Genomic DNA, 20,632 nt, shown 5'->3' on the forward strand with positions numbered 1-20,632 from the left:
GGGCCCGTGCCCGAGCCGCCCCGCACCCGCCCCCGCCCCGCTCACCGTGCCCGCCGCCAGGTGATCCGCGGGTGCGGTGCGTGCGGGCCGGTGGTGACCAGGGCGGTCAGCTCGTGGAGCACCGGGGCCGGGTCGCGGCGCAGCTGGGCCGGGGTGGTGCGGACCACCGGGAGGCCGGCCGCGGTGAGGCGGTTGGCCCGGGCGAGGCCCCGCTCGTGGTCGGCCGGGCGCAGGTGCCAGGCGCGGGAGTCGATCTCCAGGGCCACGCAGGCGTGCGGCCAGTAGGCGTCCGGGACGGCGAGGAAGCGGCCGTCCAGGAAGAGCACCGGGTTCCACAGCGGTTCCGGAAGCCCGGCGTGCGCCAGCAGGTCGCGGGCCTCGCCCTCGACCACCGACCGCACCCCGACCGTCAGGTCCTCCACCACCTCGGCCACCTGGGGCAGCCCGAGCGCACCCGGGCGGGACAGCAACTGGTCCAGCAGTTCGCCGAGTTCGCAGTGCCGCCGCTGGACGGCCTCCGCGCACAGCGCCCGGAACCGGCGCCGCCCGGCGCCCTTCGGCGCGAGGTCCGCCAGCGCCCGCGCGACGGTGGTGCTCCACAGCCCGTCGTCCCGCTCGAAGCCGCCCGGCATCGCCCCGGAGGCCCGGTGGATTCGGACGAACTCCCTGTCACCGACGCGGCGTTGGGCAGGGATCAGGATGTCGACGGCGGTCAGGTCGGACGGGTGCCCGGCGCTCGGCAGCCCGGCCTCGGCCAGCACCGTGAGGCCGGTCAGCAGCACCTCCCCGGCGCGCGGCTCGCGGCCCTTCGGCGTCGCGTATGCCAGTGCCGCCCGCAGCTTCTGATGGAACGTCAGGCGACCGCTCTGGAGGCAGATCACCCGGGGCAGAACCTGCTGCCAGGGCCCGCCCGGCCGCAGCCGGTGGGCGATCGTGCCGGAGGGCACCCCGAGCCGGCGCAGCTGCGCCCGGGTGGCGATGTGCTGCTGGTCGGCGCCGAGCAGGGCGACCGGGTCGAGCGGGTTCGCGCGGGTCATGCCCCGGTGCCTGCCCGGCGCGATCGGAGGTATGCGAAACATCCCCCGTCGGTGGGGCCCGCGGCCGCGGGTGTTGACGGCGGGCCGTCGAGCCGCTGAGCTGGAGCCATATGACCATTCCCTCCATGCCCGCCGGGCCGGCGCTGGACGCGCTCAACGGCCTCTCCGTGGGCGACGCCCTCGGTGCCCAGTTCTTCGTCCCGCAGACCGCCCGGGCCCATCTCGCCGCCCGCACCGAGCCACCGGGCCCCTGGCCCTGGACCGACGACACCGAGATGGCCTGCTCGGTCCACGCCGCCCAGGTCGAGCGCGGCGCGATCGACGCGTTCGACCTCGTCCACGCCTTCGCCCTGCGCCACGACTTCGACCGCGGCTACGGGCCGGCCGCCAACCGGCTGCTCCGGCTGGTCCGCGAGGGCGGCGACGCCAAGCGGCTGGCCGCCGAACTCTTCGACGGCCAGGGCTCGTACGGCAACGGCGCCGCAATGCGGGTCGCCCCGCTCGGGGCCGCGTACGCCGAGGATCCGAAGGCGGTGGTGCGCCCCGCGGCGGACACCGCCCTGACCACCCACACCCACCCCCAGGCGGTGGACGGCGCGATCGCCGTCGCGGTGGCGGCCGCGTACGCGGTGCGGGCGCGCACCCGGCCGACCACGCCGGAGCGCTTCCTGGCGTCGGTGGCCGACCTCACCCCGAACGGCGCGGTGCGGGACGGCCTGGGGGAGGCCCGCCGGCTGCTCGACCGGGCGGACTCCCGGCTCGCCGCGCAGGTGCTCGGCAACGGCAGCCGCACGTCCGCGGCCGACACCGTCCCGTACGCGCTGTGGTGCGCCGCCCGGCACCTCGCGGACTACCGCACCGCCGTCCGGGAGGCGATCGGGGCCGGCGGCGACACGGACACCGTCGCCGCGATCACCGGCGGGGTGGTCGCCGCGCACACCGGCACCGCGGGCATCCCGCCGGCCTGGCTGGCCGCGCGGGAGCCGCTGCCCGGGTGGGCGTTCCCCGAGCCGGGCGGCGTCCGGGCGGCCGGGGAGCCGCACCTGAGGCCGCTCAGCCTGCCCCGCCCGCACCCGGTGCCGGACCTGCTCTGGTCGGACGCCGACTGGGAGCGGATCCGGCGCGGCCTGCGGCCCCGGGACGTGGACGAGCGCTGGGCGTCCGTCGTCTCCGAGGGCGTGCTGCACCTGTACCGCAGCGTGGGCGGCGCGGAGATCTACCGGGTGAAGGCGGCCCGGGTGCGGGACGGCTGGCGGCCGGTGGAGGCGCTGGTCGAGGCCGACCCGGGCCGCCACCGGGCCTGGGACGACCACACCGCCCTGCCGGTCGTCCTGGGCCTGGCCGCCCTCGGCTACGAGTCGTTCCGCCCCGGCTTCAGGCCGTGATCATCAGCTGCCCGGCGCCGCTGCCGCCCGGTCTAAGGCACTCCTGGTTGATCGCCGGATCCGGGGCGCTCGGCGAGGTGGCGGCGGCGATCCGCAGCTCGATGATGTCCCGGACGGCCGGCCACTCGTCGTCCAGGATCGAGTAGAACGCGGTGGAGCGCACCACGCCGTCCAGCCCGCGCGAGTGCGCCCGGCGGACGCCCTCGGAGGTTGCGCCGAGCCGCTCGATGGCGGTGCGCGAGCGCAGGTTGCGGGCGTCCGCGCGCAGCGAGATCCGCCGCACGCCCCAGGTCTCGAAGGCGTGGCGCAGCATCAGCAGCTTGGCCTCGGTGTTGATGCCGGTGCCCTGGGCGCGCGGCGACAGCCAGGTGTTGCCGATCTCGGCCGCGTCCGGGACGGCCGTGGCCGGATCGCCGAACGGCACCCCGGGCACCGGCGGCCACACCATGGGGCCCTGCCAGTAGTCGAGTTCCAGGAAGCGGGTGGAGCCGACGACCCGGCCGTCGGCGAGGTTCACCGTCGCGAACGGCAGCGACCGGCCCGCGGCTTGGTCGGCGAGCGCCCGGGCGACGTAGTCGCGGGCGGCTTCCAGGCCGTGCGGGACGGGGGTGAAGGCGTAGGTCGTACGGTCCTCGGCGCCGGCCTCGGCGATGGCCTCGGCATGGTGCGCGGCGAGTGGCTCCAGCCGCACGGTGCGGCCGGTGAGGATGACAGGTACGGGCACGGAACCTTGGTCCTTCATCGGTCGGAGGGTGCCTCCCGCGCCGGGGTACGGCACGGGGTGCGCTGGGCTGGGTACGCCTGGGCCCGGGTCCGCCGGCCGGGTGCCCGCGCACGCCGGAGGTCCGGTCGGGCGGGGTGGGGGCGGCGGCCCGTAACGGGCGGCGCGGGGTGCCGGAACGGACACGGGTCCTCGGACCGGTCCGGCGGGAAGAGCGGGGGGACAGTGTGCGTCCGCGAAATGGCCGAGAAGGGTACGAGAGCGCGAAGGGAAGCAGGCGGCCAGGTGAAGGCAAGATGCGTCGTGGGTGGCTGGCCGAGCACCGGACCGGGACGTGGCCGACGGCGTTACGGACGACGTGACGACGACGCGACGATGCGAGGCAGCGAGAGGACGATACCCGCCAGAAGGCGGTGCGTCACTTCGCGGCACGCGAATGGCCGTGCGGCCCGTTCGGGTGCCCCGCGGAGGGGCCCCCGTCCGGGCCGTGACCAGGGGCTCTCCGGTCGGGTGCGATCATGGTCCGGAGCGGTCGGCGGCGGCCGTCCGGCGGCCCCCGGGGCACCGTCGGCGGGCCCCCGGGGCGGTCCCGCGGGCGCCCCGGCCACGGGGCGGCGGCAGGACGGGGGCGGGGTCGGGAATTCCGGCGGCGCCCGGCACGCTGGACAGGACGAGAAGCCGGTCGGCCGGGACGAGCAGAGAACGGGGTTGGGTGCGCGGTGCGTGACTTCCAGGCGTTGTACGAGCTGGATCAGCGGGGCGTGGCCGCCGTGGCCGCGGCCAACGAGCAGTTGCGCGACACCGGTGCGGGCCTCGTGCTGCTCCAGCACTTCGAGGGCTTCATGGACGCCGGGGAGGCCGGCGGCCAGGTGGTGGCCCACCTGCTGGAGACGGGCGCGCCGCAGGTGGTGGCCCGCTTCGACCACGACCGGCTGGTCGACTACCGGGCCCGCCGCCCGGCGATGGTCTTCGACCACGACCGCTGGACGGCCTACGACCCGCCGGAGATCCTGCTCCAGCTCCTCCACGACGCCGCCGGCGCGCCCTTCCTGCTGCTCTCCGGCCCCGAGCCGGACGTCGAGTGGGAGGGCTTCGCGCGCGCCGTGCGCGCGCTGGTGGAGCGGTTCGGGGTCCGGCTCTCGATCGACTTCCACGGCATCCCGATGGGCGTGCCGCACACCCGCCCGGTCGGCCTGACGCCGCACGGCAACCGGCTGGACCTCGCCCCGGGCTACCCGCAGTGGTTCGAGCAGGCGCAGGTCCCGGGCAGCGCCCAGGCGCTGGTGGAGTACCGCCTGGCCGAGGCCGGGCACGACGTGCTGGGCTTCGCCGTGCACGTCCCGCACTACGTGGCCCGCTCCGCCTACCCGGCGGCCGCCGTGCAGATCCTGGAGGCCACCCAGTCCGCGACCGGGCTGGTGCTGCCCGGCACCCGGCTGCGCGAGCAGGTCTCCGAGGTCTACGCCGACATCGAGGAGCAGCTGGCCCAGGGGGACGGCGAGCTGCGTTCGGCGATCCGCGGCATGGAGGGCCAGTACGACGCCGTGGCGGGCTCGGGGAGCCGGGAGAGCCTGCTCGCCGAGCCGGTGGACCTGCCCTCGGCGGACGAACTCGGGCGGCGCTTCGAGCAGTTCCTGGCCGAGCACGAGCGCGGCGCCGAGTAGCCGGGCTGCCGCACGGGCCGGTAGCCGGCCGGGGGCGGAATCCGGCCGGTCCGGGCCTGCGGCGCGACGATTCGGCCGCGGGCGGGAGTCATCGACGGCGATCGTTCGTTGGCCTCTGGTGCGCCCGGGGGACGGGCCGCCGCAGGGAGCCGACCGTGACCCGTATCTCCGGGGGGAGACCATGCCCAGGACCGCACGTCCGACCATCGCCCTGGCCGTAGGACTGGCCGCAGCGCTGCTGGCCGGCTGCACCGACGACGCCGGTGCGGACGGCAGCGCGGGGGCCGCCGCCGCGGCCGCCCCGGCCCGCGCGGCCGCGGCGCCGAGCAGCGCCCCGCCGCCCGGCGGCCCGTACGTCGCGCTCGGCGACTCGTACACCGCCGGGCTGAAGATCCCGCCGCAGGTCGGCGAGCCGGGCGCCTGCTACCGCTCCGGGGTCAACTACCCGTCCCTGGTGGCGAAGGGCCTCTCGCTCGCCGCCGGGCAGTTCACCGACGTCAGCTGCTCCGGCGCCCGCACCGGGGACCTGACCGGCCCGCAGAAGGTCGCCGACGGCACCAACCCGGCCCAGCTGGAGGCGCTCACCGCGGACACCCGGCTGGTCACCCTGGGGATCGGCGGCAACGACGCCGGCTTCATGGAGGTCGTGACGGAGTGCGCCAAGGACAACCTGGTGGACCTCGTCAAGGGCGTGATCACCGACAGCGCGGACCGGATCAGCACGTCGCCCTGCCGGGACCACTACGCCGCCGGCCACGGCACCGACGCCGTCCAGCAGAAGGTGGACGCGGCCGGCGAGCGGATCGCCACGGTGCTCCAGGACGTCAGGAAGCGCTCCCCGAAGGCCCGGGTGTACGTGATCGGGTACCCGGGGCTGCTCCCGGCCGACCCGGCGGCCTGCCGGCCGGTGCTGGGCGACGCGATGGCCGCCTCCGACCTCGCCTTCCTGGTGGAGAAGCAGCGGCAGCTCGACGCCATGCTCAGGAAGCGCGCGGAGGCGGCCGGCGCGGTGTTCGTCGACCTCGCCGGGCCCTCGGCCGGGCACGACATGTGCGCGGGGGAGGACCAGCGCTGGGTGGAGCCGCCGTTCCCGGCCCCGGGGCTGGCGCCCGTCCACCCCAACGCCAGGGGGCAGCAGGCGGTGTCCGCCGTGGTCCTGAAGGCGATCCGGGGCTGAGGCCGCCGTCGGGCCGCGGGCGTGAGACGCGCGAGGAGCTGCGCCGTCCGGGTGGGGCCGACTCACCGGGGCGGCCGCCCGCCCGCCGCGCGCCGTTCACGCCCCGGCCCGCACCCCTTCGTGCGTGCCACCCCCCGCGTGTCGGGGGCGCGGCGTACGGTGAAGGGCATATGGACGACACCACGCACCGCCTCGCCGCCCCGATCCCGTACGACCATGCCGCCGAGGCCCGCTGGGTCCCCGAACCCGACAAGCGCCCGGGCCGTACGGCCTTCCAGCGCGACCGTGCCCGGGTGCTCCACTCGGCCGCCCTGCGCCGGCTGGCCGGCACCACCCAGGTGGTCGCCCCGATGCGCAGCGACTTCCCCCGCACCCGGCTCACCCACTCCCTCGAATGCGCCCAGGTCGGGCGGGAGTTGGGTGCTGCGCTGGGCTGCGACCCGGACCTCGTGGAGGCCGGCTGCCTGGCCCACGACATCGGCCACCCGCCGTTCGGCCACACCGGCGAGGAGGCCCTCGACCAGGCGGCCGAGGCCTGCGGCGGCTTCGAGGGCAACGCCCAGTCGCTGCGCATCCTGACCCGGCTCGAACCCAAGCGCTTCGCGCCCCGGGAGGAGCGCCCCGCCGCCCGGCTCGCCCCCTGGCCGGGCCGCAGCGTCGGCCTCAACCTGAGCCGGGCCGCCCTGGACGCCGCCACCAAGTACCCGTGGACCAGGGGCGCCCACCCCACCGACCCGGCCTCGACCAAGTACGGCGTCTACGCCGACGACCTGGCGGTCTTCCGCTGGATGCGGGCCGGCTCCCCGGCCGGGCGCAAGTGCTTCGAGGCCACCGTGATGGACTGGTCCGACGACGTCGCCTACTCCACCCACGACGTCGAGGACGGCCTCCAGGCCGGCCACATCGACCCGGCCGCGCTGCGCGCCCCGAGCGAGCGCTCCGCGCTCTTCGAGGTCGCCGGACGCTACGCCCCGGACGCCGGTCCGGAGGAGCTGTCCGCCGCCCTGGACCGGCTGCTCGCCCAGGAGTGGTGGCCCCGCTCCTACGACGGCACCGCCCGGGCCCGGGCCGGGCTCAAGGACCTCACCAGCCAGCTGATCGGCCGCTTCTGCCTGGCCGCCGAGCAGGCCACCCGGGCCCGCTACGGCCCGGGCCGGCTCACCCGCTACGCCGCCGAGCTGGTGGTGCCGCGGGAGGTCCGGCTGGAGTGCGCGGTGCTCAAGGCGGTCGCCGTCCGCTTCGTGATGCAGCGCGACGAGCAGGCCCAGCTGCGGGCCCGCCAGCGGATCGTGATCGCCGAGCTGGCGTACGTCCTCGCCCGGCGCGCCCCCGAGGGGCTGGACCCGGTGTTCGCCGCCATGTACCGCGAGGCCGAGGACGACCGCGCCGCCCTGCGCACGGTGGTCGACCAGATCGCCACCCTCACCGACGCCTCGGCCCTGGCCCTGCACGCCAGGCTCGTCGGCGCCGCCTGGGCGTGAGCGGCGCGGGTGCACCCGGCCGGAATGCCCGGCCGCCCCAGTAGACTTCCGGGGTGGCCGGGCGGATCAGGGACGAAGACGTACAGGCGGTGCGCAGCGCACTGCCGATCGACGCGGTGGTCGGCGACTACGTACAGCTGACCAACGGTGGCGGCGGCGAGTACAAGGGCGTCTGCCCCTTCCACGACGAGAAGTCCGCCTCGTTCTACGTGAACCCCGCCAAGGGCGTCTTCCACTGCTTCGGCTGCCAGGAGAACGGCGACACCATCGCCTTCCTGATGAAGATCGAGCACTTCACCTTCGCCGAGGCCGTGGAGCGGATGGCCGCCCAGGCCGGCATCACCCTGCGCTACGAGGAGGGCGGCTACAGCCCCCGCCACCAGCAGGGCGAGCGCACCCGGCTGGTCGAGGCGCACAAGGTCGCGGCCGCCTACTACCAGGAGCAGCTGGCCTCGCCGGAGGCGGAGATCGGCCGCCGGTTCCTGGCCGAGCGCGGCTTCGACGAGGAGGCCGCGAAGACCTTCGGCGTCGGCTACGCCCCCGCGGGCTGGGAGCACCTGGTCCGCTATCTGCGCGGCAAGGGCTTCTCCGACAAGGAGATCCTGCTGGGCGGCCTCGCCTCGCAGGGCCAGCGCGGCGGCCTGATCGACCGCTTCCGCGGCCGGCTGGTCTGGCCGATCCGGGACATCGCCGGCGAGGTGGTCGGCTTCGGCGCCCGCCGCCTGCGCGAGGACGACAACGGCCCGAAGTACCTCAACACCCCCGAGACGCCGATCTACAAGAAGTCCCACGTGCTGTACGGGATCGACCTGGCGAAGAAGGAGATCGCCAAGTCGGGCCGCGCCGTGGTGGTCGAGGGCTACACCGACGTGATGGCCTGCCACCTGGCCGGGGTGACCTCCGCGGTGGCCACCTGCGGCACCGCCTTCGCCGAGGACCACATCAAGATCATCCGACGGCTGCTGATGGACACCTCGCAGTACCGGGGCGAGACCGTCTTCACCTTCGACGGCGACGCGGCCGGCCAGAAGGCCGCCCTGCGCGCCTTCGAGGACGACCAGAAGTTCGCCGCCAAGACCTCCATCGCGGTCAGCCCGGGCGGCATGGACCCGTGCGAGCTGCGCCTGGCCCAGGGCGACGAGGCGGTCAAGCACCTGATCGACAACCCCGTCCCGCTGTTCGAGTTCGCGCTGAACTCGGTGGTGGCCCGCCACCGGGTGGACACCCCTGAGGGGCGTTCGGCGGCGCTGGAGGAGGCGGCCCCGATCGTCGCCAAGATCAAGGACCGCTCGATCCAGCACGAGTACGCCGTCCGCCTGGCGGGCATGCTCGGCATCCTGGACGAGCAGTTCGTGGTCCGCCGGATCTCCCAGCTGGCCCGCTGGGACCGCGAGCGCCAGCAGAACCCGCGCGGCGCGGCCGCCCAGCGCCGCCCCGAGCCCGTCCGGCCGCAGCGCCCCGCGCAGCCCGCCTTCCGGCTCAACCCGCGCGACCCGGCCCAGTTCGTCGAGCGGGAGCTGCTCAAGCTGGCCCTCCAGCACCCCGACCTGGTCAGCCCGGCCTTCGACCACTACGGCGAGGACGAGTTCCCGACCCCGCCGTACACCGCCGTCCGGCAGGCCATCGCCAAGGCCGGCGGCGCCGCGTACGGAGCGACCCTGCCCGACTTCACCAGCGCCGTGCGCGAGGCCTGCCCGGACGACCGGGTGCGCTCGCTGGTCACCGAGCTGACCGTCGAGCCGGTGCGCTCGCGCCGCAAGGCGGACGCGATCTACGCCGGGGAGTTCCTGGTGAAGCTGCGCCTGCTGGCCGTGGAGCGGCGGATCACCGAGGTCCGCGGCTACCTCCAGCGCCTCGGCCCGCGGGCCGGGGCCGAGGAGCTGCACGCGGTGCAGACCGAGCTGTGGCAGCTCCAGCAGTACGGGCAGCAGCTGCGCAGCCGGGGCGCGGCGGCGCTGTAGCCCGCGCCGCGGCACCCGCCGCCCGCAGCCGCGCGCAGAAAGTCGGCGCACGAGTCTCGGCCACGGAGCGTGGCGTACCGCACACTGGAGGACGTCCCACCTCCGTACAGCGCGGGTCCGCCAGAGTCGCGCCCGCCCCGAGGGGATGCCCGTGGAGCAAGGCCTCGTCGCAGCGACCACCACCAGTACGGGAGCGGCCCCCGCCGGACCGGCCGGGCCGCCGGAGACCGGGGAGCAGGACGCCCACCACGGGCGGGCCGGCGCGGCGCCCCCGGACGGCGCCCGGATCCCCGCCCAGGGCCTGTCGCAGGGCCATCCGGACAGTCCGGACCCCGAGCCCGGGCCCGGCGCGCGAGCCGGGGAGGAGGACCCGGACGGGGGCCGCGCGCCCGCCGACGACACCGGCCCCTCCGGCGACCTGCTGCGCCAGTACCTGCGCGAGATCGGCCGGATCCGCCTGCTCACGGCGGAGGAGGAGGTCGAGCTGGCCCGCCGGGTGGAGGCCGGCGTCCTCGCCGAGGCGCGGCTGAACGGGGACCCGCCGCCGCCCGACCCGCTGGCCGGCGAGCTGGACACCCTGGTGGTGCGGGGCCGGATCGCCAAGCGCCGGCTGATCGAGGCGAACCTGCGGCTGGTGGTCTCCGTCGCCAAGCGCTACGTCGGGCGCGGGCTGACCCTGCTGGACCTGGTCCAGGAGGGCAACCTGGGCCTGATCCGGGCGGTGGAGAAGTTCGACTACGCCCGCGGCTTCAAGTTCTCCACGTACGCGACCTGGTGGATCCGGCAGGCGATGAGCCGGGCCCTGGCCGACCAGGCCCGGACGATCCGGGTGCCGGTGCACGTGGTCGAGCTGATCAACCGGGTGGTCCGGGCGAAGCGCGGGCTGCTCCAGGAGCGCGGCGTGGAGCCGACGGCGGCCGAGATCGCCGCGGCCCTGGAGCTGACCGAGGAGCGGGTGCGGGAGCTGCTGCGGCTGGCCCAGGAGCCGATCTCGCTGCACACCCCGGTCGGCGAGGAGGAGGACGTCGCGCTCGGCGACCTGATCGAGGACGCCGACGCCGCCTCGCCCGCCGAGTCCGCGACCTTCCTGCTGCTGCGCCAGCACCTGGAGGCCGTCCTGGCCACCCTGGGGGAGCGGGAGCGGCAGGTCGTCCAGCTCCGCTACGGGCTGGACGACGGCCGCCCGCGCACGCTGGAGGAGATCGGCGCGGTGTTCGGCGTGACCCGCGAGCGGATCCGCCAGATCGAGTCGAAGACCCTGGTCAAGCTCCGCGACCACGCCTACGCCGAGCAGCTGCGGGGCTACCTGGACTAGTCAGGAGGGCGAGGGCGAGGCCTGGTCGGCCGGAGCTGCCCCGGGCGTCGCGGCGGTCGGGCCGGGGTCGGTCGGGTCCGGAGCGGCCGGTGTGGCCGGGGCCGGGGTCGTGGGCGCTCCCGCGCCGGTGCCCGGCGGGGGAGAGGCGGGCCCGATCGGGATCGGGGTGGAGGCCACCACCATGGCCAGGTCGGAGACCACCGCGGTGCAGTCGTGGCCGGCCGGCTGGTAGCCGCAGACCTGGAAGGTGACGGTCGGGTCGGCCGCGGCCAGCATCGCCGAGTAGTTGTCGTAGCCCCAGTGGATGAGCGCCGTCTCGCTGTCGCCGTTGCTGTCGGTGATCGTCGCGTGGTCCTTCGGCTCGCCCTCGGTGATGGCCGCCCAGGCGGCCCGGCACGCCTGGCTGTACCGGAGGTAGACGACCACCTTGCCGATCACCTGGGTCTGCAGGGTCCGGGCGTCCTTGCCGCAGCCGGTGGTCTTCGGGTCCTTGTGCGCGCAGCCGACGGCCTGACAGGCCGGGCCGGCCGGAGCGGGCCTGGCGCCGGTGGGGGCGGCGGCCGTCGGGGCAGGACGGTCGGCCGCCTCGGCCCGTCCGTCGTCCCGGCTGAGCCGCAGGCCCGCCGACACCACCAGCAGCGCCAGCACGAGCGCACCGCAGACCAGCGCCGCGGGGCGCCGCCACCAGAGCACGGGGGCGGGCCCCTCCTCGGCGGCGGGCGCCCCGACCGCCGGCCCCGCGACGACCGGCTCCCCGTCGGCGCGCGCCCCGCCGGCCTGCTCCGCACCCGCCGTCGGTTCCACCGCCGCCCGCTCGACCGCCGGCTGTTCCACCGCCGCCCGCTCGACCGCCGGCTGTTCCACCGCCTGCCGCCACAGCGCCCGCAGCGCGGCCCCGTCGCAGGGGACCGCCCCGACCAGCGCGTCCAACGCCTGCTCGGTGACGACCCGCTTGCCGTTGAGCCAGCGCTCCCAGGAGGCCCGGCTGTAGTGGGTCCGGGCGGCCAGCTCGGACAGCGACAGCCCGGCGGTGTCCTTCACGGCCCGGAGCTCCTCGGCCAGGCGTCTGGCGGGCTCGGACAGCTCCTCGGGCAGCGGCTTCCAGGCGGAACCCAATGCGGCGCTCCAAACTCGAGAAACGGGGGGCGGGGAACGGGGGAGCGACGCCGGTCCGGCACCGGCCGTCCGGGGTCCGCGCTTCTCCAACCCGGTGGGCCTGGCGTCCCAAACCCCAGGTCATGGCGCTGAGACGGACGGAAGTGTCTCACAAGCCCCGGAGACGCTCGAACATTCACGCCGTCATCATGCAGAGTTCTCTGGCCGGTGCGTTCCGCCCGTCGGTGGAACCGTTCGGATCCGATCGATCACCCGTCGTCGGTCCGCACCCGCTCCCGGCCCCCCACGCACCGGGGCAGCCTCGCGGGGGGAGGCTGCCCCGGTGCGCCGGGACACTCCGGCGGGGAGGGCGCTTCGCTGCGCCCTCCCCGCCGTGACGCGCCCCGGTGCGCGGGCGGTCAGTGGTGGAAGCCCGAGCGGGGCGGCACCCCGAGCTCCCGCAGCGGGACGGGCTGGCGCCGCAGCTCCGGCAGCAGCCGGTCGAGGTCGTCCATCAGCAGGTCGGCGAGGTCCCGGGAGAAGCCGTTGCGGCAGACCACCCGGAGCACCGACAGGTCCTGCCGGTTCGCCGGGAAGGTGTACGCGGGCACCTGCCAGCCGCGCTCGCGCAGCCGCCGCGAGACGTCGAACACGTCGAACGGGAGGCCCTCCCCGGTGGTGAGGGCGAACACCGGGAGCTGGTCGCCCCGGGTCAGCAGCCGGAAGCCGTCCAGCTTCCCGAACTGTCCGGCCAGGTAGGTGGCGACCTCGCGGCAGGCGCCCTGGACGGCCCGGAAGCCCTCCCGGCCGAGCCGCAGGAAGACGTAGTACTGGGCGATGACCTCGGCGCCGGGCCGGGAGAAGTTGAGGGCGAAGGTCGGCATCTCGCCGCCCAGGTAGTTGACCCGGAAGACCAGCTCCTCCGGCAGCGCCGCCCGGTCGCGCCAGAGCGCCCAGCCCACGCCGGGGTACACCAGGCCGTACTTGTGGCCGGAGGTGTTGATCGAGGCGACCCGGGGGAGCCGGAAGTCCCAGACCAGGTCCGGGTCGAGGAACGGTGCCACCATGCCGCCGGAGGCGCCGTCCACGTGCACCGGGATGTCGGTGCCGGTGCGCTCCTGGAAGTCGTCCAGGGCGGCGCAGATCTCCGCGACCGGCTCGTACGAGCCGTCGAAGGTGGAGCCGAGCACACCGACCACCCCGATGGTGTTCTCGTCGCACAGCGCGACCGCGGCCTCGCCGTCCAGGTGGAAGCGGCCCCCCTCCATCGGCGCGGTGCGCGCCTCGACCTCCCAGAAGTTGCAGAACTTCTCCCAGCACACCTGCACGTTGACGCCCATCACCAGGTTGGGCCGGGCCCCGGCGGCGTAGCGGTCGGCGTTGCGGCGCGTCCAGCGGCGCTTGAGCGCCAGGCCGGCCAGCATGCAGGCCTCGCTGGAGCCGGTGGTGGAGCAGCCGACCGCCCCGTCCGGGTCGGGCACGTGCCAGAGGTCGGCGAGGATCGCCACGCAGCGCCGCTCCAGTTCGGCGGTCTGCGGGTACTCGTCCTTGTCGATCATGTTCTTGTCGAGGCACTCGGTCATCAGCCGGGTGGCCTGGGCCTCCATCGACGTGGTGACGAAGGTCGCCAGGTTGAGCTTGGCGTTGCCGTCCAGCATCAGCTCGTCGTGGATCAGCTGGTAGGCGGTCTCGGCCGCGACCGGGCCCTCGCCGAGCCGGTGCAGCGGCGGCGCCAGCTTCATCGCGCCGAGCGGGTCGGCGATGGTCGGGTACGGGCCGGTGCTCAGCCGGCGGTCGTCGCCGGCCCCCTTGTGCAGCGCCATGGCGTCCTGCCGCCCTCCGCGTCGGTGGCCGTGTCCCGTCCCACGCTGCCACCGGGCGCCGGGTGACGCATCCGCACGGTCCGTCACCCCCGCCGCGGGGTCAGGCCGCCGCCTCCGGGTGGACCTGGTCGCGGGCGGCCCGGTACTGCTGACGCACCGCCGAGCCGATCGCCAGGTCCTGCTCCCCGTCGGGCTCCACGGTCTCGGCGTCCGGCAGCTCCCACTCCGGCGGCTCCGGGGTGCCCGCCAGCGCCCAGGCGGCCTGCCGGGCGGCCCCGCGGGCGGCGTGCGCGCCCGGCGGCGGCACCACGACCGGGACGCCGAACAGCATCGGGGCGATGTGCCGTACGGCGGGCAGCCGCCCGGCCGTGCCGAGCAGGAACACCCGGTTCACCGCCACGCCCCGGGCGCGCAGCACGTCGAGGGCGTCGGCGGTGTTGCACAGCATGCCCTCGACGGCGGCCCGGGCCAGGTGCTGAGGGGTCATCGCCTCGGCCCGGAGCCCGGTCAGGGTGCCGGCCGCGTGCGGCAGGGCGGGGGTGCGCTCGCCGTCCAGGTAGGGCAGCAGCACCAGGCCGTAGGCGCCGGGGGAGGAGTGCAGGGCGAGGTCGCTCAGCCCCTCCAGGTCCCGGCCGAGCAGGGCGGCGGTGGAGCGCAGCACCTGGGCGGCGTTGAGGGTGGCGACCATCGGCAGGTGCCGGCCGCTGGCGTCGGCGAAGGAGGAGACCAGGCCGGAGGCGTCCACCACGGCCTCCTCGTGCACCGCGAAGATCGTCCCGGCGCTGCCGAGCGAGACCACCGCGTCGCCGGGGCCCAGGCCCAGGCCCAGCGCGGCGGCCATATTGTCCCCGGTGCCGGCCGAGATCAGCAGGCCCTCGGGGGTGTGCCCGGCGGGCTCGGCCGGGGGCAGCACCTCGGGCAGCCGGAGCTCGTGGCCGAGGGCCAGCTCCACCAGGTCCTGCCGGTACTCGCCGGTGACCGGCGACCAGTAGCCGGTGCCGGAGGCGTCGCCGCGGTCGGTGGTGCGCCGCCTGGGGTGGCCGAGCAGCTGCCAGACCAGCCAGTCGTGCGGCAGCAGCACCTCGGCGACCCGGCGGGCGTTGGCCGGCTCGAACTCGGCCAGCCAGCGCAGCTTGGCGACGGTGTACGTGGGGGCGGGTACGGAGCCGATCGCGGCGGTCCAGGCCGCCGCGCCGCCGAGGGCGTCCAGCAGCTTGGCCGCGGCGCCGCCGGAGCGCGGGTCGTTCCAGAGGATCGCCGGGCGGACCAGCACGCCGCCGGCGTCCAGGCCGATCATCCCGTGCTGCTGGGCGCTGACGCCGATCGCCCGGACGCCCTCCAGCAGGCCGCCGGTCGCGGCGTCGCCGAGCGAGTGCAGCCAGACCTGCGGGTCGGCCTCGCCCGGGCGCAGGTCCTGGTCCTCGGGGACGGGATGGGGCGCCTTGCCGGAGCGCAGGACGGCACCGGTGTCGGCGTCGCACGCGACGATCCGGGTGCGGTTGGTCGAGCTGTCTATCCCCGCGACGATGGCCATGCCGAGATCATGCCTCAGCCCGGCGCGGGACGCGTGCGGGCCGGGCCGGCCGTTGCCGCTTCGCGACCGGGGGTTGGGCTCCGTGTGGCCCGGGCGTCACCGCCCCGTCACGCGCGGTGGGTAGGCGGGCCCCCGCGCGCGGGGCGCGGCTCCCCCGCCGCCCCGGGTGGGGCGCCGGGGGAGCCGCCGGCTCCTCACGGCCGGAAGGTGCCCCAGCCGTCGTCCTCCGTGCGGGCGCGGTTGAAGTACGGCACCCGGTCGGTGACGGCGTTCGGCAGCCGGTCCCCGACCCGGTCCGCGACCGCGCCGGCCACCACCCCGGCCTGCTGCCGGGCCCGGTCGGTCGCGCCCTGGACCGCGGGGCTGCCGGCGATCTGCCGGGTGACCTTGGCGATCTGTTCGTAGCGCCGGCGCCCGGCTCGCGAGCCCAGGACGTAGCCGGCCGCGAGACCCGCGGCCAACGACAGCTTCCACATGGTCGGATCCACCCTCTCCTGGCGGCTTCTGCCGCATTGCCCTACCCGTCCGTCGGGACGGCGAACCGTCCGCGCCCCAGCATCCCCGGCCCCGTCGCCGGGCGCGCGCGGGGCACGCCGGGCGGCAGCCCGGCGGCAACCGGGAAAGCGATTGGCGGACCACCCCCCCGAGTGCGCTAATGTATGTCCCGCAGCGAGCGCCGAGGAGCCTGGGAGACCGGGGGCCGGAGCGGTAGCCGATCCCCCATAGCTCAATTGGCAGAGCAGCCGACTGTTAATCGGCAGGTTATTGGTTCGAGTCCAATTGGGGGAGCTCGGGAGGAGGCCCCTCGGGGTCCTGTTCCCGTCCGTGGTACGGCAGTTGGGTACCGCGATCCCGCATAGCTCAATTGGCAGAGCAGCCGGCTGTTAACCGGCAGGTTATTGGTTCGAGTCCAATTGCGGGAGCTGCACCGGGCCTGCCCGGTGACTGCTCAGAGCGAAGGCCCCCCGGTCGACCGGGGGGCCTTCGTGTTGCCGCCGCCCGGTTCTCCGACGTGACGTGCGCGACACCGCCGCGAGGCGGCTGCCCGGGCGCCGGCCCCGCAGGTCAGGCGGTCGCCCGCCGGTAGAGCTCGGCGACCCGCTGGTCGAAGGCGACGCTGTACGAGGTGCCGGGGCTCTCCCCGCCCTCCTGGTAGCCGCCGATCACGCCGACCACCGCGCCGTTCGCGGCGATCCACGGGCTGCCGCTCGTGCCGTCGGTGTAGCCGCCGCAGTCGAAGCGCTCCTGGGTGGCGCTCTGCGGGCTGGTCCGCACCTCGCAGGTGATCGGCTCGTCGCTCTCGTTCGGGTAGCCGGTGACGGAGACGGACAGCCCGAAGCCCTGGCCGGTGCCGATCGGGTTGCCGCCGACCGCGTCCTCGACCTGTCGGCCGTCGACGGCACCCACCGTGACGAAGGCCACGTCGTACTCCGGGTCGTCGTCGGCGGCCCACCGCGGGTCGACGGTGATCGCCTGCACCGGCCACGTCCCGTACGGGGTGGACCCGTTGCGGTACCCGGGGGTGAAGACCAGGCCGTCCAGCAGGCCGATCCGGCGGGTCTGCACGCAGTGCGCCGCGGTGACCAGCAGGTTGCGCCGGGGGCTCTGCACCACGCTCGCGGTGCAGGCCCGCGGGCCCTGAGCGGTGTGGAGGGAGAGGGTGCCGATCCGGTCCCGGGCCGGGCTCGGCTGCGCGACCTCGGCGTTGGGCGCCGCGCCCTGCCCCCCGCACGCGGTGCCGGCGGCCAGCAGCAGGGCGGCCAGTGCGGCCGTTCGTGCCGTGCGCGCGGGCCGGGCCGGGCGGGAGGCCATCGGGGCTCCGTCTCGTTCCTCGGGGCGGGCACCGGGGCCGTGCGTTCCGCCGTTCGTGAGGAAGATCTACCAGGCCGGGCCCGGCGGCGCCACCGCCGCGCGCCCGGTCAGCCCGTGGCGCGGTCGTACAGCGCCTGGACGCGGTCGCCGAAGTAGCTGCTGTACGAGGTGTCCGGGCTGTCGCCGCCCTCCTGGTAGCCGCCGATCACGCCGACCACGGTGCCCGTCCTGGTGGCCGGGTCGAAGTCGGTGACCCACGGGCTGCCGCTGGTGCCGCCGGTGTAGTCGGGGCAGTCGATCCGCAGCTGGGTGGGGCTCTGCCGGGAGGTGGTGTCGGAGCAGGTGATCGGGACGCCGCTGCTGCTCGGGTAGCCGGTGACCCGCACCGGGAGCCGGTAGCCGCGGTTGACGCCCAGCCGGTTGGCGCCGAGCACCTGCTGGACCTGACGGCCGTTCTGGGCCTGGACGACCGCGAAGGCGACGTCCAGGTCCGGGTCGGCGTGGTCGTTCCAGGCGTCGTCCACGGTGACGGCCAGCAGCGGCCACACGCCGCTGGGGGTCTCGCCGTCGCGGTAGCCGGGGACGAACACCAGGTCGCTGCGCGGGCCGAGCCGCGGGTCCCAGACGCAGTGGGCGGCGGTGACGACGAGGTTGAGCCCGGCGCTGTCAACCACGCTGGCGGTGCAGAAGTGGTCGCCGTCGGCGTTGCGGGTGAACACCGCGCCGACCAGGCCGTTGAGCACGGTGGGCTTGGCGGTGCGGGTGACCCCGGTGTGCCGGGCGGCCGCCCCCCTGAGCCGCTGCCGGTTCCAGCCGTGGCTGTCGGAGGAGCCGGCGGTGGCGGCGGGCGGCGCGGAGCTGACGGTCGGGGTGCCCCCGGGCGGCCCCGCCGCGGTGGTGCAGCCCGCCGCGGCCAGCACCAGCGCGAGCGCCGCGGCCGCCGCCCCCGTCCCACGTGTCGTCATCCGCCCAGGCTGCCCCGGACGGGTGCCCCGCCGCCACCCGGGCTGCGCCGCCGGGAGGGGCGTCCCGTCGCGCACCCGGGTGCGGGCCCCGGCGCGCACCACGGGTGATCGACCGGCTATGCTGCCCGGGACGGCCTCGCTGGGGCCGTCTTGCTGCTGCCGTGCCGACGTCCGGCGCGCGCGGCGAACCGGGGCGGTAGCTCAGCCGGTTAGAGCAGGGGACTCATAATCCCTTGGTCGTGGGTTCGAGTCCCACCCGCCCCACCTTCGACGCTGACGGAGCGTCACCTGAATGGCTGCGCTGACCTGGGAGAACGCCCGGAAGTCCCGATGGGGACTGTAGAGCACCGCGCGCGCTGAACGCCCGCCACCACGCCGGGAACCACCCCGTCGGTGGACGTCCCGTGGACACGGCGCAGGCGGTGGGCGCGTCCGCCGACGAGGAGCTGCCGCTGAAGGGCCGCGCGGCGCCCCCTCGGCCCGGGACGCGGAGGTATTCCGTTGCCCGCCTTCCGCCTCCTCAGCACACTGACAACGAAGCGCGAGTGCCGCGCGGCGCACGGAGGGGTGCGGCCGTGCCGGTGCGCCGCGTCTGACGGACGGTGTCCGAGGGCCCCGCCGAGCCGGAGGGGGCACCGGTTGGGGGGATGTGCGTGCGGGAGCGGGGTACGGCCGTGGGCCGTGGGCTGTCGGGGCGGGACGGGTTCGAGCAGTGGCGGGAGCTGATGCTGCGGACCATGAGGTGCGAGGTGACCAGCACCCACGTCGAGGACTTCACGGCGGAGGTGCGACCGTCCGAGCTGGGGCCGGTGGCCATGGTGGGGACGTCGTTCCCGCCCGCCCGGTTCCGCCGGACCGGGCGCATGGCCAGGCAGGCGGACGAGGACCACTACCACGTGGCGTTGATGACGTCCGGCGTCCTGCGGGCTTCCTACGGCCGGGACCGCCTCGTCGTGCACGAGGCGGGGGAGCTCATGCTGACGTCCAGTGCCTCCACGTACGACAGCCGCTCCTTCGAGGTGGGCGCAGCGGGCCGGGGAGGGGCGGGGCACGCCGGGATCGGCATCACCCTGCCGGTGTCCGCGATGCCGATCCCCCCGCACCGCCTCCGGGAGATCACGGGCCGGAAGGTGTCCGGACGCCGGGGGACGGGTGCGCTGCTGGCGGAGTTCCTCGTCGGACTGGACCGTCAGGCCGCCGACCTGTGCCCCACCGAGCGGGCCAGGCTGGGGACGGTCGTCGTCGACCTCGTGGCGGCCTGGGCCGCCCGGGAGCTCGACGCCGCGTGCATGCTGTCGCCGGACGCCCGGGACCGCGCCGTCGTGGAGGGCGTGAGGTCGTTCGTCCGGCGCCACCTGCACGACCCCGACCTGACGCCTCCGGCCGTCGCGGCGGCCCACCACATCTCCGTCAGCCACCTGCACCGACTGTTCACCCGGTACTCCCACGGCGAGACGGTGGCCGCCTACATCCGCGGCCAGCGGATGGCCAAGGCCCACCGCGACCTCGCCGACCCGGCGCTGCGCGCCCTGCCCGTCCACGCCATCGCCGCGCGCTGCGGCCTGCTGCGCGCCTCCGAGTTCGGTCGCACCTTCAAGGCGACGTACGGGCTCAGCCCGCGCGAGCACCGGCAGCGGATGCTCTGCGCGCCCGTGGGTGATGAGACGGACGGCGGAGAGCCGGCGACGCAGCGCTGAATCGCCGCCAGGCCCGCGACCTACGGTGGTGGTGCGACGGAGTGGCCCTGCGCGGAAGGCCGGGAAGCCCCACGTGGCCGGACCGACCAGGGCGATGCCGCGCCGTTCGAGATCGACGCCGTTTGTTCCAGTACTTCGGGGAAAGAGGAGACGAGCACATGCTTCGACTTGCCGGCAAGTCCACGAGGACCGGTGCGGTCCTCGCCACGACAGCCCTCGCGGCCACCGCGTTCCTGGGCGTCGCGGGCCAGGCTTCGGCCGTCACGGGGGAGTCCCACGGGAACGGGTCGACGCGCCTGGCCGTGACGGCCGACGGCGGCGCGGCGGCGGGGGTGGCCGCGCTGACTGCCGCTGGTCAGCACTTCCAGAACGTGAACAGCGGGAAGTGTCTGGTGGTGAGGGGTACGGCGGAGAGCAGCGCCGTCCAGTCCACCTGTGGCGACTGGGCCGACCAGCTCTGGAAGGCGTACCCCAGCGCGGCCGGGAGCACCTTCCAACTCCAGGACGTGAACAGCGGGAAGTGCCTGGTCGTGCGGGGTACGGCGGAGAACGCCGGCGCCGTCCAGTCCACCTGCGGGGACTGGGCCGACCAGTTCTGGAACATCTACTACAAGAGCACGTCCGACCAGTACCAGTTCCAGAACGTCAACAGCGGGAAGTGCCTGGCCGTCAGGGGCACGGCGGAGAACGCCGGCGCCGTCCAGTCGACCTGCGGCGACTGGGCCGACCAGTGGTGGAAGATCTACTGAGCCTGGTCCCCGTGAGTGCCCGCCGGCCCGGTGCGGCGACGGAGTTCGCCGTGAGGCTGTCGGGTCCGCCCGCCGAGCCGTGCGGGAACGGCCGGGCGGTGGGCGGGGACTGACGGATGCGGCCGGGGGGGGGGGGGGGGCGGCGGGGCCCCCGCCGGCGACCCCGGCGGCCGGGGCGAGGGGCCCCGGGGGGGGCGTGCCCGGCCCGCCCCCCCG

General features: G+C 75.5%; 16 protein-coding genes and 3 tRNA genes. 11 read left to right on the plus strand and 8 right to left on the minus strand.

Annotation, left to right across the window (positions count from 1 at the left end; translation table 11 throughout):
* Window positions 1–41 precede the first annotated feature (41 nt).
* Entirely contained in the window at window positions 42–1,037 is a 996-nt protein-coding gene (locus ACH5AR_RS11755; protein ID WP_396301194.1) for a hypothetical protein, read from the minus strand.
* A 110-nt stretch (window positions 1,038–1,147) separates the two neighbouring features.
* On the opposite strand from ACH5AR_RS11755, the gene ACH5AR_RS11760 reads away from it, so the two are divergent.
* Window positions 1,148–2,422: an ADP-ribosylglycohydrolase family protein gene (locus ACH5AR_RS11760; protein WP_396301195.1), complete on the plus strand. Its 1,275-nt coding sequence runs from the start codon at window positions 1,148–1,150 to the stop codon at window positions 2,420–2,422.
* Here ACH5AR_RS11760 and ACH5AR_RS11765 read toward each other — a convergent pair.
* Entirely contained in the window at window positions 2,412–3,146 is a 735-nt protein-coding gene (locus ACH5AR_RS11765) for a GNAT family N-acetyltransferase (RefSeq protein WP_396301196.1), read from the minus strand. The genes ACH5AR_RS11760 and ACH5AR_RS11765 overlap by 11 nt on opposite strands.
* Before the next feature lie 716 nt (window positions 3,147–3,862).
* Between ACH5AR_RS11765 and ACH5AR_RS11770 the strand changes: the two genes are divergently transcribed.
* The 5 genes from ACH5AR_RS11770 to ACH5AR_RS11790 all read left to right on the plus strand — a co-directional run bounded on the left by ACH5AR_RS11770 (window position 3,863) and on the right by ACH5AR_RS11790 (window position 10,741).
* Entirely contained in the window at window positions 3,863–4,807 is a 945-nt protein-coding gene (locus ACH5AR_RS11770) for a PAC2 family protein (protein WP_396301197.1), read from the plus strand.
* A 181-nt stretch (window positions 4,808–4,988) separates the two neighbouring features.
* Window positions 4,989–5,984 carry an SGNH/GDSL hydrolase family protein gene (locus tag ACH5AR_RS11775; protein ID WP_396301198.1) on the plus strand — a complete coding sequence of 332 codons (996 nt, stop codon included), beginning with the start codon at window positions 4,989–4,991 and terminating at the stop codon, window positions 5,982–5,984.
* Between the two features lie 170 nt (window positions 5,985–6,154).
* On the plus strand, window positions 6,155–7,465 hold the full coding sequence (locus tag ACH5AR_RS11780) for a deoxyguanosinetriphosphate triphosphohydrolase (protein WP_396301199.1): 1,311 nt from the start codon (window positions 6,155–6,157) through the stop codon (window positions 7,463–7,465).
* Window positions 7,466–7,518: 53 nt separating this feature from the next.
* Window positions 7,519–9,426: a DNA primase gene (gene dnaG / locus ACH5AR_RS11785; protein ID WP_396301200.1), complete on the plus strand. Its 1,908-nt coding sequence runs from the start codon at window positions 7,519–7,521 to the stop codon at window positions 9,424–9,426.
* Window positions 9,427–9,571: 145 nt separating this feature from the next.
* Window positions 9,572–10,741, plus strand: a complete 1,170-nt coding sequence (locus ACH5AR_RS11790) for a sigma-70 family RNA polymerase sigma factor (RefSeq protein ID WP_396301201.1) — start codon at window positions 9,572–9,574, stop codon at window positions 10,739–10,741.
* Here ACH5AR_RS11790 and ACH5AR_RS11795 read toward each other — a convergent pair whose 3' ends face one another.
* The 4 genes from ACH5AR_RS11795 to ACH5AR_RS11810 form a co-directional block, all read right to left on the minus strand.
* Window positions 10,742–11,857, minus strand: coding sequence for a DUF2690 domain-containing protein (locus ACH5AR_RS11795; RefSeq protein WP_396301202.1), 1,116 nt, complete (start codon window positions 11,855–11,857; stop codon window positions 10,742–10,744).
* A gap of 398 nt (window positions 11,858–12,255) precedes the next feature.
* Complete coding sequence (locus ACH5AR_RS11800) at window positions 12,256–13,659, minus strand: glutamate decarboxylase (RefSeq protein ID WP_396301203.1); 1,404 nt, start codon at window positions 13,657–13,659, stop codon at window positions 12,256–12,258.
* Window positions 13,660–13,759: 100 nt separating this feature from the next.
* Window positions 13,760–15,193, minus strand: coding sequence for an FGGY family carbohydrate kinase (locus ACH5AR_RS11805; RefSeq protein ID WP_396301204.1), 1,434 nt, complete (start codon window positions 15,191–15,193; stop codon window positions 13,760–13,762).
* A 194-nt stretch (window positions 15,194–15,387) separates the two neighbouring features.
* On the minus strand, window positions 15,388–15,681 hold the full coding sequence (locus ACH5AR_RS11810) for a hypothetical protein (protein WP_396301205.1): 294 nt from the start codon (window positions 15,679–15,681) through the stop codon (window positions 15,388–15,390).
* 228 nt (window positions 15,682–15,909) lie between these two features.
* Between ACH5AR_RS11810 and ACH5AR_RS11815 the strand changes: the two genes are divergently transcribed.
* Together ACH5AR_RS11815 and ACH5AR_RS11820 are read left to right on the plus strand one after the other, a co-directional pair.
* Window positions 15,910–15,982 (plus strand) — tRNA-Asn (locus ACH5AR_RS11815).
* 61 nt (window positions 15,983–16,043) lie between these two features.
* Window positions 16,044–16,116 (plus strand) — tRNA-Asn (locus ACH5AR_RS11820).
* Between the two features lie 142 nt (window positions 16,117–16,258).
* Here the strand turns inward: ACH5AR_RS11820 and ACH5AR_RS11825 are convergent.
* Window positions 16,259–17,005 (minus strand): trypsin-like serine peptidase, encoded by a 747-nt coding sequence (locus ACH5AR_RS11825; RefSeq protein ID WP_396301206.1) that lies wholly within the window; start codon window positions 17,003–17,005, stop codon window positions 16,259–16,261.
* A 107-nt stretch (window positions 17,006–17,112) separates the two neighbouring features.
* A complete protein-coding gene (locus ACH5AR_RS11830) occupies window positions 17,113–17,970 on the minus strand; it encodes a trypsin-like serine peptidase (RefSeq protein ID WP_396301207.1) in 858 nt (285 codons plus the stop codon).
* A gap of 190 nt (window positions 17,971–18,160) precedes the next feature.
* On the opposite strand from ACH5AR_RS11830, the gene ACH5AR_RS11835 reads away from it, so the two are divergent.
* From ACH5AR_RS11835 to ACH5AR_RS11845, 3 genes are all read left to right on the plus strand, one after another.
* Window positions 18,161–18,234 (plus strand) — tRNA-Ile (locus ACH5AR_RS11835).
* Between the two features lie 383 nt (window positions 18,235–18,617).
* A complete protein-coding gene (locus ACH5AR_RS11840) occupies window positions 18,618–19,667 on the plus strand; it encodes an AraC family transcriptional regulator (RefSeq protein WP_396301208.1) in 1,050 nt (349 codons plus the stop codon).
* Between the two features lie 158 nt (window positions 19,668–19,825).
* Window positions 19,826–20,416 (plus strand): RICIN domain-containing protein, encoded by a 591-nt coding sequence (locus ACH5AR_RS11845; RefSeq protein WP_396301209.1) that lies wholly within the window; start codon window positions 19,826–19,828, stop codon window positions 20,414–20,416.
* Window positions 20,417–20,632: the final 216 nt, after the last annotated feature.

Source organism: Kitasatospora sp. NPDC018619 (genome assembly GCF_044391605.1).
Taxonomy (GTDB): Bacteria; Actinomycetota; Actinomycetes; order Streptomycetales; family Streptomycetaceae; genus Kitasatospora.